Source organism: Nocardia sp. CA-107356, assembly GCF_050946365.1.
Taxonomy (GTDB): Bacteria; Actinomycetota; Actinomycetes; order Mycobacteriales; family Mycobacteriaceae; genus Nocardia.
This window is the reverse complement of the sequence record NZ_CP191992.1, coordinates 4,812,294-4,826,546: the sequence shown is the minus strand read 5'-3', so window position 1 is coordinate 4,826,546 and position 14,253 is coordinate 4,812,294. Positions and strand designations below refer to the sequence as shown.

Below are 14,253 nucleotides of genomic sequence, written 5' to 3'. Positions count from 1 at the left end.
TCATTCGTAAGTCATATGAGTCGAGAAGTGCGACAAGACGATGCAGGCTGACTGTCTACCTCGACCATAACGTGGGTAGTCGCCCGAGCGAGCGGTCCATCTGCACACGGGTGTGTCGGCCGACGCCCTCGAGGCACCGACCGACACACCCGCACAGGGTCAACGCCCCAGGATCCCGGACAGTTGAGACGCGGCGAGGTCTCCGCTCTGGATCGCGCCGTCGATCCAGCCGACCAGACCGGGGGCGATGTCAGCGCTTGCGAAGGCGATTCGGCCTTCCGGCGCCCGCATACCGGACAGGAAGGGCAACATTCCGACCGGATACGCAGCCCAGGTGCCACCGGCGAGCGAGTCGCGAGCCCAGTCGTGTCCCCCTACCTCGACGACCGTGCACCCCGGCATGAACAGATCGAGCGCCTTCTGCACCTGGACACGATCGTGGATGTCGAACTCCACCTCACGGGGATTGTCGGGGCGGTGTCCCAGTGGCGTGAAATAGCTCATCAGCTGCGCGTCGCCCAGGTCGTATTCCGAGATGACCGTGGTGACACCACCACCCGATTCGACGCTGGCAAGACCGCTGAACGCCGGTGGCGCGTCCTTGACCAGGGCCCACCCCTTTCGGGCCGTACAGCCAGGTCGCAGCGCTGCACCCTCCCGTTTGGGGGAGCTCAACTCCGGCGAAAACTCGATCGAGTCCCAGCAGTTCACGGGAATGGCAAGGACAGCGCCGCGGGCCCGTACGATATCGCCGTCAGCGACAGTGACGGTCACGCAGTCGCCCTCCTGCTCGACCTTCGTGACAAGGGCGTTGCACCGGACTTCGGCCGCGCTGTCGGCGAGAATCGCCTCGAGCAGTTCCATCGATCGGGTCGGGCGCCGAAGCTCGAGGGTGAACCAACCGGCAAGGCTCTTGCCGCGATTGGCGGTCCACCACAGGAACATCAACGCGCTGAACTCGTCGGAAGGACGGCCGCCCTCGGTGGTGGGCCAGGATTCCAGCAGATCACGGAAGCCGGGCGGCGGATCGAGTCGGTCCAACATTTCTCGCCAGCTGATATCCAGATCGTCCAGGTGCTGTTCCTCGAGGGGCAGGGCCGGATCGATGCGATGGACCATCTGCAGCAGCTGGAATGCGGCCTGTTCGGATCCGAGAATTTCCTCCGGCAGGAGGGGAACGGGATGGGTGATTCGATGACCGCCGAATAGGTACGCGAAGCTCTGTGCGTCCCGCGAATGCGACCATTCCACCCCGTAGTGGTCCATCTCCCGTTCCATGAACGGGCATCCGGGCGGGCTCCAGGCTCCGCCCATGTCCACCGTCACGCCGGTGTCGCCGAAGGTATCGGTGAACACCTTGCCGCCCACTCGATTTCGCCCCTCCAGAAGCAGGACGCGATGACCCTCGCGCGACAGATTCCGGGCGGCCGTGACACCCGCGTACCCGGCCCCGACGACAATGACGTCCCAATCAGACTCGACCATCTTCGGCCTCCGTAACGCGATCAGCGGACCGCGGAATCGACGTCGAGCTTCTTCAGACCGGGCAGCACATCCCGGGCGAAGATCCGCATGCTGCTCTCGACATCGGCCATCGGAACACCGCCGGAGGCGAAGGTCAACACGAGGTGTCCGCATCCGGTCTTCTGCTGGATGGATTCGAGCTGGTCGCGGCATTCTGCCGGGTTGCCCCAGACACAGGTGTCGATGAATTCCTGCACAGCGGTGGCGTCGTCCTCTGCGCTGGTGTCGGCAGAGGTGTCGTAATGCTCGTAGCCCTTCACCTTCGCGAAGGTCTGCGACTTGTTGAGCCCATAGTGCCCGATCACGCTGTGGTAATAGTTGCCCATGTAGCGATGGGCGACCTCACGTGCCCGGTCCGAATCTTCGTCGCAGAAGACCAGAACGTTGGTCAGCGGCGCCGGTGCCGACCTGCCGTGTGCATCTTCGAATGCTGCCCGGTACCGCGCCACGTCCGCCGCCACGTCATCCCACGATTTGAAGGCGATGAGCAGAACCCCGACGCCGAGCTTGGCGATGATCTCGAACGAATCCGGCGACATAGCTGCGGCGAATGTGCGGTCGCGGAACGGCGCGGTCGGCGCCGGACGAAGATTCCGTTCCGGCTGCTGGAAGTGTTTGCCGTTGTATGCCAGTACTCCGGTGTCCAGCGCGGCGAGAACAATTTCGGCCGACTCGAGGAAACGCTCCCGGGACTCGTCCATCGGGATGCGCAAACCGTCGAATTCGGTCTTCCCTAGACCACGTCCGATGCCGAGGATCAGGCGGCCACCGCTGAGCATATCCAGGACGCTGATCTGCTCGGCGACCCGCGCCGGATCATGCCACGGCAGGATCACTGCCGCCGTGCCGAGCTGGATATCGGAGTCGAGCGCCGCCACAAAGGTCAGAAACTGCAGCGGGTCGGGCGTGATGTCGTAGCTGGTGAAGTGGTGCTCGGTGGCCCAGACACCGTCGAAACCCAGTTCGGCGGCCAATTCGGAGCTACGCACAGCGTTGGCCCAGACCTGTTTGTCGGTGAGGGCGTCCTCGTAGCTTTGGAAGGAAAGGCCGAGACCAACGTGCATGAGAAAACCTCTCGGAGTGGACCCGGCAGAGAGACGTATTCCCTCTGCGTGGACTGGTCGGATTTTTGCAACATGCTCATCGTCTGCAGCCCGCAGAGGGCAGTCAAGGAATCACAGTCCGGATTCACCCTATTGGGGTAGGCATCGGGATCGGCGGAGCACAATCCCAGCCGGTCGGCGAATTTCACGGCCACAGCATTCGGGGACTAGCCCATCGGGCTAGTCCCCGGTTCTTTCCCTTGACGGTGCCCGGCATCGAGCAGCAGCATCTTCGGAGTGATTCCGATCACACGCGGCGCACAATTTCCGGTCCGAATATCAAAAATCGTCGCCGGCTCCATTTCTTCCGGCGAGGAACGAAAGATGGAAATCGATGAACAAATTCACTCGAACGGCGGCCACGTCGACGTTCGCCATCGCAGCAATGTGTCTCGCGGCGGGCACGGCCGCCGCGGATCCGGCGGCCGCCGACTCGACGATGACCACCGAGGTGTTGCCGGGTGTGCGCTATACCGGTAATGCGGCGGATCATTCGGCGGCGGTGGACACCGCCATCGGATCATTCGCCCTGCAGAACGCCGCAGCGGCCGACACCGTGCCGGCACCGGTCGTAACCGACGTCGCGGACACCCCGCCCCTGCACAATGTCGACGCCACAGCCGATTTCAACGGCGCCCTGGGCGTTGTGGCGACGCAATTCGGCCTGGCGACCGGTGTGGGAACACTGGCAGGCGGAGTCGTCGGCGCGGGTGTCGGCTGCGTCGCAGGCGCGCTGACCGGAGGGTTCGTCGCCCTTCCCACCGGCCCGATCGCCCTGCCTGCCGCGGCCTTCGGATGTGTGGTCGGTGCGAGTGTGGGTATCGCGCTCGGCAGCGTCGCCGGTGCGGCGATCCTCGGCATTCCCGTCGGCATCGCGAGCGGGGTCCAGATGTACAACTCGCTGCACGATCAGGGCGATATCTGACGTCGCCCAGCAGCGACCGGGCGCTGAGTTCCCCGACTCCGCTTCGGCCGCCCGCGGCCCGGCTCCCGATCTGGGAGCCGGGCCGCGCTGCCATGCCCATCGCACGATCCGCGACAGTCACTCGCCGAGTGCGTAGGCGACGGCAGCGGCACTCGACATCTGCTCTCCACCCAAGCTCGCGGCCGCGAATCCCGCGCTGCCGAGCGCTGTTCCGGCATGTCGAACACATTCGTCGTGGCTCGCGAGTAGGTTCGGCAGCGAGATCGGCCAACTGCTCGCGGCGGTTGCCAGCGCCCCGGCGGCACCCATCAGCACCGCCGCCCGCTCCGGATCGGAGTTGTCGCACGCGATCCAGGCCAGCGCCTCGAGGCATATCGCCGTACCGACCGGATCGTCGACCAGCCGGGCCAGCCGAATCAGCGCTTCATCCAAAAGTTCGGTGGCGCTGTCGGATTCACCCGCTTTGCCATTTGAGCACACCCAATGCCCACAGCGCGTAGGACCGGCTCACCGACTCGCCCCGCGACTCGGTGATCCCCAGGACCCGGCGGTAGTACTCGCCCGCCCGCTCGGCGGATTCGAGCATCGCGTGGCACAGCCCCAGCATCGTGAGTGCTTCGACCTCCAACGCGAGTCTGTCCTGTCGATGAAATTCCACGACGGAGTCCTCCAGCAGGGCGGCGGCGCGCGAGATCTGCCCGCTGCAGTAGGCGAAAAAGGCGTCGGCATAAGCCACTACGACATCGACAGTCGAGTCCGCCAACGCCGCGGCCAGCGCGTGGCCTTCTCGCACCAGTATCTCGCCGGCCTCGAGATCACCCTGCATGTCGGCCAAAATCCTGTAGCGACGGCTCGCGGCCGGCTTCGGGAAGGCTGAGCGGGTCGACCCGCAGCACGACTTCGCCTCCGATACCCAGTGGCTCCCTGCTCGTCACCAGGATCTGTAGCCGCGCACAACCTTTCAACAGGGTCTCGCACAACTTCGCCGCGGAATCGATGATCTGCTCGCAATTGTCGAGAACCAGCAGCCCGGTGCGCTGCCCCAGGAAGTCCAGCAGCGTGTCCTCGGGTGTCCGCACAGATCTGCGCAACCCCAGCGCGGTGACAACGACACCGGCCAACAGTGCCTCGTCGACCAGCTCGCCCAATTCGATGAATCACACCCCGTCTGTTGAGTCCCGCTCGGCCGCAGTGGCGACACGTAGGGCCAACCGGGTCTTCCCCACTCCCCCGATACCGGTGAAGGTGACCAGCCGGGCGACCGACAGCAGGTGTTTCGCGTAAGCGACTTCCCGGTCGCGACCGATGAAACCGGTCAGCTCGAGCGGTATGTTGCGGCTCGGCAGCTCCGGGTGCATCCCTTCGGTGACGGGGCGCGGCGACGGCCGGGAGCCCGGGCCGAACTCACCGGGCTCGATCAGCAATGCCATCTCGTCGACGCGAAATCCGTTGCGGTGCTGGATATCACGGAGCTCCTCGCCGAGTATCTCGGCGGAGGGCTGGCGGTCTTGCGGATGAGCCGCCATCGCGCGTTCGATCACCGCGCACACATCGTCTGGAACACCCGTCTCGCGCAGATCCGGGACCGGCTGGGCGGTGATCCGGACGAACTGCGCCACCACCTGCTCCCCCTTGCGCCGCTCGAATGCCGCATGACCGGTGTCGGCATCGATACACGATCCCGAAACCGCCGCGCCCGATTTCCTCGACATCCTCGAAGCCAGCCGACTCCAGCTCAGCCGCCAGGGACGGGGCCGCCAGGTCTCGCTGCGTTTCGAACGGCTCGGGCTCTGTCACGGTCTACCAGGGTCTTTCGGATCTGCACGATATCGCTGTCCCGGCGTGCGGCACCAGGATCTGCGAACAGTCGGGTACTCATGTGGCGAGTTTGACAATCGCCGCCCCGATCAGCACCAGCGCTGCTCCGGCAATCTGTAGCCGGGTCAGCCCTTCGCCCAGGAATGCGGCGCTGAACAAGGCGATCACCAAGACCCCCACCCCAGCCCAGATGGTGTATACGACCGCGAGCGGTAAACCGTGCCGGATCACCTGGGCGAGCAAGTAGAAGGAGGCAACGTAGCCCGCCACTACCACGAGAGTGGGACCCACCCTGGTGAACCCGTCCACCAGCCGCAAGGACAGGGTTGCGGTCACCTCGCACAGAATCGCGGCGGCGAGCAGTATCCAGACCATCGAGCCTCCTTCGAAGTTCGCGTGGGTCGATCAATCCGGCGCACATCAGGCCGCCTCCACCCGCTAAGCGCGATCCGCCGGAGCTGTGACCGCGTAGCCGCCGCGGTAGAACAGCAGTGGCAGGCGTGCCGGATGGGCTGCGAGGTGGCGGACTCGGCCGACCACGATCGTATGATCGCCGCCGTCGTATTCCTTCCACAGCTCGCAGTCGATCCAGGCACTGACACCGGGCAGCAGCGGCGCACCGGAGGGGGTAGGGGTCCAATCCACACCGGCGAACTTGTCCGTTCCGGAGCGGGCGAATCGGGCGCTGTGGTGCTCGTGGTCTTCGGCGAGCACGTTGATGCAGAAGGCGCCGATCTCACGAATGCGCGGCCAGGTGGTCGAGCTCCGGGCCGGTGAAAAGGTGATCAGCGGCGGGTCCAGCGACAGCGACGCGAACGACTGGCAAGTGAAACCCGCAGGCCCTTCGGGTCCGTCCGCGGTGATCACCACGATGCCCGAGGGGAAATGGCCCAATACCTCACGCATTACCTGCGGAGGAGTAATGCCCGGAGCGACTGCCGTTTCCGGCGAAGACGTACTCATGTGTGATCCTCGTTCAATCGGTGTTTTCCCATCGTCGCTGTCGGCACGATGTTGTAATTCAGATGGAAGATGTTCTCCGGGTCGTATACGGATTTGAGTTCGGCGAGCTTCCGATAGACATCCGGTCCGTAGTTCTCCACGACAATGTCCGGGGCGACGTCGGAAATGCTGTGGATGTTTCCGGACGCGGGCGAAATGACCCCGTCGGCTAGCAGCGTCGCGTTGAGGCCGTCGATGAGCGCGTCGAATCGCGCCGTCTGCCCGATCCCCCGCCAGCCGGCCTCGATCATGACGCCCGGCCCGTGGCGGTGTTTGGCCGGCGTACCCAGCGCGTTGTCGATCGGTTTGCCCTCGACGATGATCGAGACCGTGGCGTGGCACTCGGCTTCGGTGAGCAGCTTGTCCGCATTCGCAGCAACGACCTCACCGAACTGTCGAGGCGAACAGGCCAGCTCGTAATCGGTCCAGCGCCGGCACAATCCGTCCTCGAACCCGGCCAGCTCGTCGATGCGCTCATGCAGCGCGCGGACCGCTTCGGGATACCCGTCGCGAGCGATCGAGTCGTCGACGGCGGGTGCCAGCGCACGGATCGAGCCGATCTCCCGGTCGGCGTCCTCGACGGCCCCCACATGGCACAGCACCGCTGAGACCGAGACCGCGCCGCACTCGTCGCGGCCGATGATCATTACCGGGTACATATAGTCCGAAGTTGCTTGCAGTGCGGTCAGTAACGTCGTCAGGAAGTCCGCGAGCCGCTCTCGGGGCGGCATCCAGGTGATCATCCCGGCGAGCACGCTCTCGGGCAGATCGTGCAGCGCGATCTCGATCTCGGTGACGACGCCGAAGTTGGAGCCGGCGCCACGCAATCCCCAGAGTAGTTGCGGGCGTTCACTTTCCGAACAGCGGACCAGCTCACCGTCGGCCGTCACGAGGGTCGCGGCGGTGATGTTGTCACAGACCATCCCGTACCGGTAGGTGAAGAAACCCTCGCCGCCATTGAGCGCGAGTCCGCAGAAACCGATCGCGGGCAGAATCCCCGTCACCGGAACCAGCCCGAACTCCGCGGCCTCGCGTACCACGTCTCCGGCCAAGGCCCCGCCGCCGACTCGCGCGCGACGCGCCACCGGATCGATGTGGACGCTGTTCATCCCGCGCAGGTCCAAGACCATGCCGCCGTCGTTGATCGCATAGTCGTTGGGGTTGTGGCCGCCGCAGCGGATCGAGACCTCGAGACCGTGCCGGCGCGCGTAGCGCAGCGCTTTTCGTACGTCGGCCGCACCGAGGCAACGCGCGATGAGCGCCGGCCGGCAGCCGTGGCGGCCATCCCAGATCGCGGCCGCTTCGTCGAAGCCGAGGTCTCCGGCGACCCGGACCTCACCTCGAAGCTGCAGGTCCTGGCCGGTGGTCGGTATCATCAAGGACTTTCTCTTTCTTGCGATCGGCCGTATCAGCCGGGATTCGTCCGCGGTAGGAACTATCGAAGGATGCTCTGAACCTTGCGGGCAGCGGTCAGACCGGATTCGATCGCGCCGTCGATAAACGAACTCCAGAGAGTGGAGATGTCGGCCGTCGCGAAGACGACCCGGCCCTCGGGCTCGGCGCACTTCTCGTGCGGCAGGTAGCGAGAGAGCACACCGGGGGCGAGCATGGGCCAGCCACCGCGCACATACTCGTCATCGGAGGACCAACTGTCGGTGTGGACCTCGGCAACCTCGATTCCCGGCAGCAGCTCACGCAGTGCCGCGGCGACCTTCTCATCGTCGGAGTCAGACAGTGCGGGACTGCACATGAACGTGATCAGCTGCTCGTCCTCGGAACGCTGCTCGGTCGTCCACAGAATGGCGATGGGCTCGCCGAGACGAGGCTGAATGAACACCCGTCGCGGCTCGCCCTTGATGACAGCAGCGGCCTTTTTGCCCCAGGAATTCTGCAAACCCGCCTTCGCCGTGGCCAGACGCTCGGCGGCCAGTGGCGGTGAGAATTCCAGGTGCGGCCACACGCCGCTCGGCGTAGCCACGACCGCCACCGCGCCGGTTACCACCTCACCGCTGGCGAGGGTCACCTCGACGCCATTCTCATTGGAGACGACACCGCGCACCGGCGTGGACAGACGCACTTCCGCGTCACCGTCGGCCAGAATGGCGCTGAGCAGACCGACTGTTCCATGCTTCAGCTTGGAGCCCATCAGCCCGTTGAACAGCGTCTCGTAGTTGTTGCCGCACGCGGCGAACCACCGCAGCAGGGCGAGGTAACTGCTCTGCTCGGGCACCTCGCTCGACAGCGTTGACAGCAGCGCTACCAGATGCGCATCGTCTCCGGGCCCGAGGTCGAGTTCATCGAGCCGGTCACGGACCGTCAGGTGGTCCAATTCCTTGACCGCTTCGGCGTTGTACATCGGGCTGTACGGGCGGGGAAAGACCGTCGTGGCGAGTTCGAAGAACCGCTCCACCAGATCTTTCTCACGGACGGCATGCTCTTCCGCGGTGGCCCATTCCGACCCGGCATCGGTAGGCGCCAATACCCAGTCGTGGTACACGGTGACTGCATCGACTACGTCGTCGGTAAGCCCGTAACGGGTCAGCTCCGACCAGGTGTGCGGTTGACCCCAATAAATGTAGGTTCCGCCGACGTCCAACTGCTGCCCATTGGACATCGTCGTGGTGTGCGTCCGGCCGCCGATGCGATCCGTCGCTTCGAGCACGATGGTCCGCAGACCTCGCGTCGCGCATTCTCGTGCGACCGTTGCGCCAGCGAAGCCGGCACCGATCACCACCACGTCGCAGTCGTAGGTGTCCTCATGCTGCTCATTCTTGGAAAGCATTATTTCTCGCTTCTGTTCCGGAATGCGAATCGCCGGACGGATTGTCGACCGGGCTGATACCGCGGCCCATCGGGGTGACCACGAAAGAGTGGGACGCCGCGCGTCGATATGACATTGCTCTCACCATTCGAGAGCGGTCAAGCAATATGGCACTGCGCTAGCCCATCGGGCTAGGCATGAGCCGGCGACGATATTGCGCACTGACCCAATGGGCGAGAATCGACCCTCTCTTCGTTGACAGCGCGCGAATGACCTTGCGACCGTGCCAGCTGCCACTATCCCCGAACCGCGAGGCTGCCATAAATGACCGACATCGATATGCTGCTGTGTCCGCAACGGCTCGGACCCGCACTGGTGGATGCCACCGATGACCACCGATGGCAGACATTCGATGCCGCACTGATCTCGGGCGGTAAATCCAACCTCACCTTCGTACTGCGCAGCGCCGCAGGTGAACTCGTCCTGCGGCGGCCTCCGCAGGGAGAATTGTTGCCCAGCGCCCATGACATGCGACGTGAGACGCGGGTGCAGCAAGCGCTGGCAGAGTCCGAAGTGCCTGTTGCCAGAGTGGTGCTCGCCGTTGAATCCCCCGACCTGATCGGGGTGCCGTTCTATGTCATGAGCAAGGTCGACGGCCACATCATCCGCGAGACGGTCCCCGGGGGCTACGCCGACACCGCTGCCGATCGGGTGCGCCTGACCAATGCGCTCGTCGACACGCTCGCACAGCTGCACCGCGTCGACCCCGGCGCCGTCGGTCTGTCCGATTTCGGCCGGCCCGACGGTTTCCTGACCCGCCAGCTCCACCGGTGGCAGGCGCAATCGGCAGCCAGCCGGGCACGGGAAGTGCCGGCGCTGGACGAGCTCGCTCGCAGGCTCACGACGACGATCCCCGTCGGCGCCCCGGCCGCCCTGGTACACGGCGACTTCCGGCTCGACAACTGCATGATGGACGTCACCGACCCGGGCCGGGTCGCCGCTGTTCTCGACTGGGAGATGTCCACGCTCGGCGATCCCCTGACCGACCTGGGCTTGCTCTCGTTCTACTGGACCGAGCCCGGCGATCCGCCGGTGCCGTTGGTCCCGGCCGTCACCTCACAGTACGGATTTCCGTCGCGGACGCACCTGCTGGAGCGGTATGCCGCCCGCACCGGATTCGACCTGACGGACTTCCCCTTCTACGAGGCGTTCGCGAGATTCAAATTCGCGGTCATCCTGCAGGGCATTGCCGCCAGGTCGGCCGCGGGAGCGATGGGCGGCCAGCAGTTCGGCGACCTCGACGAGGACGTCGCCCGAGTTGCGGAATCCGGCCTGGCCGCTCTGCATCCGACGCGATGACCACACACCCCGAGCAACCGCTCAGCCCAGGAGCATTCGATGGACTTCAGCCACTCTCCCCGCACCACAGAACTCTCCGCCTGCCTGTGGGAATTCATGCGCGACCACGTCTTTCCGGCCGAATCGGCACTCGGACACAACCACGGCGAGTCCACTGACCCCACAGAAGCGAAACTGCTGACCGCCCTGACCGACGAAGCACGCCGACAAGGTCTCTGGAACCTGTTCCTGCCCAGCGTCTCCGGCCTGTCGACAATCGAATACGCCCCTCTCGCCGAAATCTCGGGCTGGTCGCCGGTACTGGCCCCCCGGGCAATGAACTGCGCGGCACCCGACAGCGGGAACATGGAGATCCTGCACATGTTCGGCACCGAAGATCAACGCACGCGATGGCTCAATCCCTTGCTGGACGGCACAATCCGATCCGCCTTCGCGATGACCGAACCCGACGTCGCCAGCTCCGACGCCACCAACATCTCCACCTCGATCACTCGCGACGGCGACGACTACATCATCAACGGACGCAAATGGTGGATCACCGGCGTCGCCGACACGGCATGCGAGATCTTCATCGTCATGGGCAAGACCGACCCCACCGCACCACGCCACCGGCAGCAGTCGATGATCCTGGTCCCCCACGACACCCCCGGAGTGCGCATCGTCCGGCGCCTGCCGATCTTCGGATACTGGGACCGGCAAGGACATTCCGAGATCGTCTTCGACAACGCGCGCGTCCCCGCAGCCAACATCCTCGCCGGTGAGGGCGAGGGCTTCGCCATCGCCCAAGCCCGCCTGGGACCCGGACGGGTCCATCACGCGATGCGAGCCATCGGCATGGCCGAGCGAGCACTTGCGTTGATGGTCGAACGCGCGGGTTCCCGCACCGCCTTCGGGAGCCTGCTCCTGGATCAGGGCGTGGTCCGTGACCTCATCGCCCGGTCCCGCGTCGAGATCGACCAGGCTCGGCTACTCGTCCTGCACACCGCCTGGCTCATCGACACCTACGGCGCTCAGAAAGCGACCACCGAAATCGCCGCGATCAAGATCGCGGCCCCGGACGTAGCGACCAAAGTCATCGACCGGGCGATCGAAATCTTCGGCGCCGCTGGCGTCAGCGACGATTTCCCGCTCGCGTACTTCTATGCCTCAGCCCGGACCCTGCGCATCGTCGACGGGCCCGACGCGGTACATCGGCGCACCATTGCCCGGCAGGAAATCCGGCGGAAACGGCCATACTAACGCGGTCTCGGACTCTGACCCGAAAGGCTAGTAGTGCACCCGCGATGCTTGACGCTCTCGGAACCCGGCTACGAGCATATAAGGACGAAACCGATGCCGAGAAACCAGGCCACCTCGGTCGCCGAGTCGAACCATTCGGCCGATATCGATGCTTATCGTTCCCGCGCCGGACAATAGCACCGACAATTCGCACCGCGCTTCGAGAGGAAATACAAACCATGCCGGATTCTCCGGGAATGACAGGCATCAACGCTTGCCCGCATTTCGCCGAATACAATCCCATCCACCCGGATGAGCTCCGCGATCCCTATCCGAGTCTGGCGATCGCGCGCCGCGAGCATCCGGTGTACTACCTGGAGTCCTACAACATCTGGGAGGTCACCCGCCAGGCCGATGTGCTCGACATTCTGCGCGACGACCAGAACTTCTCGGCGCAGGGTGCGCTCGAAAGCTACCCCCTGCCCGCGCAATTGCAGGAACGGATGGCCGGCTATCCGTGGTCGGAATCGGTACTCATGCTCGACGATCCTGAGCACCGGCCGATGCGGGCGCTGGTACAGGCACCGTTTACGCCGCGCAGTCTCGCCGCGCGCGAAACATTTCTGCGTGATCGTGCGATTCGCCTGCTGCAGCCGCTGGCCGAGCAGGGCAGCATCGAATTCGTCAACGACTACGCCATTCCGCTGTCTCTGGGCGCGATCGCGAACATTACCGGTGTGCCGGAAGAAAAGTCCGGCCTGATGATGCGCGCCGTCGAGTCGGAGTTCCGGATCTGCAGCTTCGCCCCGATCAGCGACGAGCAGTATCTGGCCGCGGCGACCGATATCGCGGAGCTCTACGAGTACTTCGGCGAACTCATCGCCGAGCGGCGCACCCATCCGCGCGACGACTACGCGTCGGTGATGATCCAGCGGATGCGCGGCGATCAGTCGCCCGAGGCGACCAAACGCATAATCGTCGGCCTCTACGACATCCTCGTCGCCGGATTCGAGACCTCGGCGCAGATGATGGCCCAGGGCGTCCGGGCCCTTCTGACCCACCGTGATCAGTGGGAACTGCTGGTGCGGGATCCGGCGCTGGTGCCGTCCGCCGTCGAGGAGACACTGCGTCAGCGGACGCTGGTCAAACGAATCTTCCGGCTCGCCAAGCGCGACGTTACGGTCGGCGGGGTCGATATCCCAGCCGGCGCGCTGGTCTCGCTGATCCTCGCATCAGCCGACCACGACCCGGACGTCTACCAGGACCCCGACAGGCTGGATATCACCCGCCAGGGTGCGCATCTGGCCTTCGGCAAGGGCAAGCACTTCTGCATCGGCGCACCGCTGGCCCGCATCGAAATGCGGATCACGCTGGAGGTCCTGCTGGAACTCTTCCCCGACCTCGCACTCAGCCCGGACCAGGAAATGACCTGGCGCCCCGACATCCGGATCGACACGATCGACCAACTGCGGCTGCAACTTCCGACGACGCGGGCATGAGCGCACCCCATCGAGCAAACATCTGAACGAAGGATCGATACATGAGTAAGAGACTGGACGGCAAGGTCGCGGTCGTCACCGGCGCCGGGCGCGGAATCGGGCGCGCGTATGCCCACGCGCTGGCCGCCGAGGGCGCCAAGATCGTGGTCAACGATCTCGGCGCGGCCGTCGACGGCTCCGGCAGGGAGGAGTCCTCCGCCGCCGCGGTCGCCCGTGAAATCGTCGCGGGCGGTGGGCAGGCCGTCGCCGACACTCACAGCGTCGCCGATTTCGACAGCGCCGAAATGATCATGCAGACCGCAGTATCGGCGTTCGGGCGACTCGACATCCTCGTCGCGAATGCCGGCAACATTCGGATGGCGGCACTGCACGAGTCCAGTCGCGGTGACTGGCAGGACGTCATGGCCGTCCACGCCGACGGCACCTTCAACTGCGTTCGCCACGCCGCGCCGCTGATGCGGGAGAACGGCGGCGGCACGATCATCACGACCGGCGACCTCGCGCAGGGCTTCTACTACCCCAAGCTCGGCTCCTACCGTGCGGCCAAGGCCGCCATCCTCGTCGTCACCCTCTACGCGGCGCACGAACTGAGCCAGTTCGGTATCAACGTGAATTCGGTTTTCCCGGGCACCACCTCGACCCGGATGGCCGAGGCGTTCTTCGACGGTCTCGACGACAAGGAGAGCTTCTATGCCGACGCCAAGGAGCACTTCCAGGCCGACAGCGAAGCGGCCGCGGCCGAACCGGAAACCGTTCCGCCGATCGGTGTCTACCTGTGCACCGACGAGGGCCGCCCGATCACCGGACGCTCGTTCGTCATGGACGGCCCCGACATCGGGCTCTGCACAACCACTTCGGATCTGAGCTTCATCGCGCCGAGCACGGGCACCTGGACCACCGAGGAGCTCATCGCCCGGATCCCCGAGTGGCTGACCTCCGCCGGAGCACCCGCCGTCGCGGCGACATCGACCCACAACTGACGACTTTGCCCGGGCCCGGCACCTCATCGAATCGATCAGGGGTGCCGGGCCTGTGGTGTGCCTG

Annotated in this window: 14 protein-coding genes and 1 pseudogene; 5 read left to right on the top strand and 10 right to left on the bottom strand. The window is 65.0% G+C overall.

Annotated elements, in window-relative coordinates; all coding sequences use genetic code 11:
* Nucleotides 1-159 precede the first annotated feature (159 nt).
* Both ACQP1G_RS21775 and ACQP1G_RS21770 read right to left on the bottom strand, forming a co-directional pair.
* Nucleotides 160-1,485, bottom strand: a complete 1,326-nt coding sequence (locus ACQP1G_RS21775; protein WP_433207328.1) for a flavin monoamine oxidase family protein — start codon at nucleotides 1,483-1,485, stop codon at nucleotides 160-162.
* Nucleotides 1,486-1,505: 20 nt separating this feature from the next.
* Nucleotides 1,506-2,588: an LLM class flavin-dependent oxidoreductase gene (locus ACQP1G_RS21770; protein WP_433207325.1), complete on the bottom strand. Its 1,083-nt coding sequence runs from the start codon at nucleotides 2,586-2,588 to the stop codon at nucleotides 1,506-1,508.
* 373 nt (nucleotides 2,589-2,961) lie between these two features.
* Here ACQP1G_RS21770 and ACQP1G_RS21765 point away from each other — a divergent pair, with 373 nt between their 5' ends.
* Nucleotides 2,962-3,552: a hypothetical protein gene (locus tag ACQP1G_RS21765; RefSeq protein ID WP_433207322.1), complete on the top strand. Its 591-nt coding sequence runs from the start codon at nucleotides 2,962-2,964 to the stop codon at nucleotides 3,550-3,552.
* Between the two features lie 117 nt (nucleotides 3,553-3,669).
* On the opposite strand, the gene ACQP1G_RS21760 is transcribed toward ACQP1G_RS21765, so the two are convergent.
* The 8 genes and pseudogenes from ACQP1G_RS21760 to ACQP1G_RS21725 form a co-directional block, all read right to left on the bottom strand.
* Complete coding sequence (locus ACQP1G_RS21760; RefSeq protein ID WP_433207319.1) at nucleotides 3,670-3,984, bottom strand: hypothetical protein; 315 nt, start codon at nucleotides 3,982-3,984, stop codon at nucleotides 3,670-3,672.
* A 22-nt stretch (nucleotides 3,985-4,006) separates the two neighbouring features.
* Nucleotides 4,007-4,378: a hypothetical protein gene (locus ACQP1G_RS21755; RefSeq protein WP_433207316.1), complete on the bottom strand. Its 372-nt coding sequence runs from the start codon at nucleotides 4,376-4,378 to the stop codon at nucleotides 4,007-4,009.
* Complete coding sequence (locus ACQP1G_RS21750) at nucleotides 4,368-4,700, bottom strand: hypothetical protein (RefSeq protein ID WP_433207313.1); 333 nt, start codon at nucleotides 4,698-4,700, stop codon at nucleotides 4,368-4,370. Before ACQP1G_RS21750 ends, ACQP1G_RS21755 begins: the two co-directional genes overlap by 11 nt.
* 263 nt (nucleotides 4,701-4,963) lie before the next feature.
* Nucleotides 4,964-5,213, bottom strand: a pseudogene (locus tag ACQP1G_RS21745) (hypothetical protein); the annotation flags it as partial.
* A 214-nt stretch (nucleotides 5,214-5,427) separates the two neighbouring features.
* Nucleotides 5,428-5,745, bottom strand: a complete 318-nt coding sequence (locus ACQP1G_RS21740; RefSeq protein ID WP_433207310.1) for a DMT family transporter — start codon at nucleotides 5,743-5,745, stop codon at nucleotides 5,428-5,430.
* A 63-nt stretch (nucleotides 5,746-5,808) separates the two neighbouring features.
* The gene (locus ACQP1G_RS21735; RefSeq protein WP_433207307.1) at nucleotides 5,809-6,333 is read right to left on the bottom strand and encodes a flavin reductase family protein; all 525 of its coding nucleotides are present in this window, start codon (nucleotides 6,331-6,333) and stop codon (nucleotides 5,809-5,811) included.
* A complete protein-coding gene (locus tag ACQP1G_RS21730; RefSeq protein WP_433208709.1) occupies nucleotides 6,330-7,748 on the bottom strand; it encodes an FAD-binding oxidoreductase in 1,419 nt (472 codons plus the stop codon). The genes ACQP1G_RS21735 and ACQP1G_RS21730 overlap by 4 nt, the downstream gene beginning before the upstream one ends.
* Before the next feature lie 59 nt (nucleotides 7,749-7,807).
* Entirely contained in the window at nucleotides 7,808-9,154 is a 1,347-nt protein-coding gene (locus tag ACQP1G_RS21725) for a flavin monoamine oxidase family protein (protein WP_433207305.1), read from the bottom strand.
* Nucleotides 9,155-9,457: 303 nt separating this feature from the next.
* Here ACQP1G_RS21725 and ACQP1G_RS21720 point away from each other — a divergent pair, with 303 nt between their 5' ends.
* The 4 genes from ACQP1G_RS21720 to ACQP1G_RS21705 all read left to right on the top strand — a co-directional run bounded on the left by ACQP1G_RS21720 (nucleotide 9,458) and on the right by ACQP1G_RS21705 (nucleotide 14,189).
* Complete coding sequence (locus ACQP1G_RS21720) at nucleotides 9,458-10,492, top strand: phosphotransferase family protein (RefSeq protein ID WP_433207302.1); 1,035 nt, start codon at nucleotides 9,458-9,460, stop codon at nucleotides 10,490-10,492.
* Between the two features lie 39 nt (nucleotides 10,493-10,531).
* A complete protein-coding gene (locus ACQP1G_RS21715; protein WP_433207299.1) occupies nucleotides 10,532-11,731 on the top strand; it encodes an acyl-CoA dehydrogenase family protein in 1,200 nt (399 codons plus the stop codon).
* Between the two features lie 236 nt (nucleotides 11,732-11,967).
* Entirely contained in the window at nucleotides 11,968-13,209 is a 1,242-nt protein-coding gene (locus tag ACQP1G_RS21710; RefSeq protein ID WP_433207296.1) for a cytochrome P450, read from the top strand.
* Between the two features lie 41 nt (nucleotides 13,210-13,250).
* Nucleotides 13,251-14,189: an SDR family NAD(P)-dependent oxidoreductase gene (locus ACQP1G_RS21705; protein WP_433207293.1), complete on the top strand. Its 939-nt coding sequence runs from the start codon at nucleotides 13,251-13,253 to the stop codon at nucleotides 14,187-14,189.
* The last annotated feature ends 64 nt before the right edge of the window (nucleotides 14,190-14,253 follow it).

Excerpts from the sequence above, each read along its gene's own strand:
- ACQP1G_RS21730 (WP_433208709.1), bottom strand. The coding sequence starts at position 7,748 with ATGATACCGACCACCGGCCAGGACCTGCAGCTTCGAGGTGAGGTCCGG.
- ACQP1G_RS21740 (WP_433207310.1), bottom strand. The coding sequence starts at position 5,745 with ATGGTCTGGATACTGCTCGCCGCCGCGATTCTGTGCGAGGTGACCGCA.
- ACQP1G_RS21715 (WP_433207299.1), top strand. The coding sequence starts at position 10,532 with ATGGACTTCAGCCACTCTCCCCGCACCACAGAACTCTCCGCCTGCCTG.
- ACQP1G_RS21755 (WP_433207316.1), bottom strand. The coding sequence starts at position 4,378 with ATGCAGGGTGATCTCGAGGCCGGCGAGATACTGGTGCGAGAAGGCCAC.
- ACQP1G_RS21765 (WP_433207322.1), top strand. The coding sequence starts at position 2,962 with ATGAACAAATTCACTCGAACGGCGGCCACGTCGACGTTCGCCATCGCA.
- ACQP1G_RS21770 (WP_433207325.1), bottom strand. The coding sequence starts at position 2,588 with ATGCACGTTGGTCTCGGCCTTTCCTTCCAAAGCTACGAGGACGCCCTC.
- ACQP1G_RS21705 (WP_433207293.1), top strand. The coding sequence starts at position 13,251 with ATGAGTAAGAGACTGGACGGCAAGGTCGCGGTCGTCACCGGCGCCGGG.
- ACQP1G_RS21725 (WP_433207305.1), bottom strand. The coding sequence starts at position 9,154 with ATGCTTTCCAAGAATGAGCAGCATGAGGACACCTACGACTGCGACGTG.
- ACQP1G_RS21775 (WP_433207328.1), bottom strand. The coding sequence starts at position 1,485 with ATGGTCGAGTCTGATTGGGACGTCATTGTCGTCGGGGCCGGGTACGCG.
- ACQP1G_RS21735 (WP_433207307.1), bottom strand. The coding sequence starts at position 6,333 with ATGAGTACGTCTTCGCCGGAAACGGCAGTCGCTCCGGGCATTACTCCT.
- ACQP1G_RS21720 (WP_433207302.1), top strand. The coding sequence starts at position 9,458 with ATGACCGACATCGATATGCTGCTGTGTCCGCAACGGCTCGGACCCGCA.
- ACQP1G_RS21710 (WP_433207296.1), top strand. The coding sequence starts at position 11,968 with ATGACAGGCATCAACGCTTGCCCGCATTTCGCCGAATACAATCCCATC.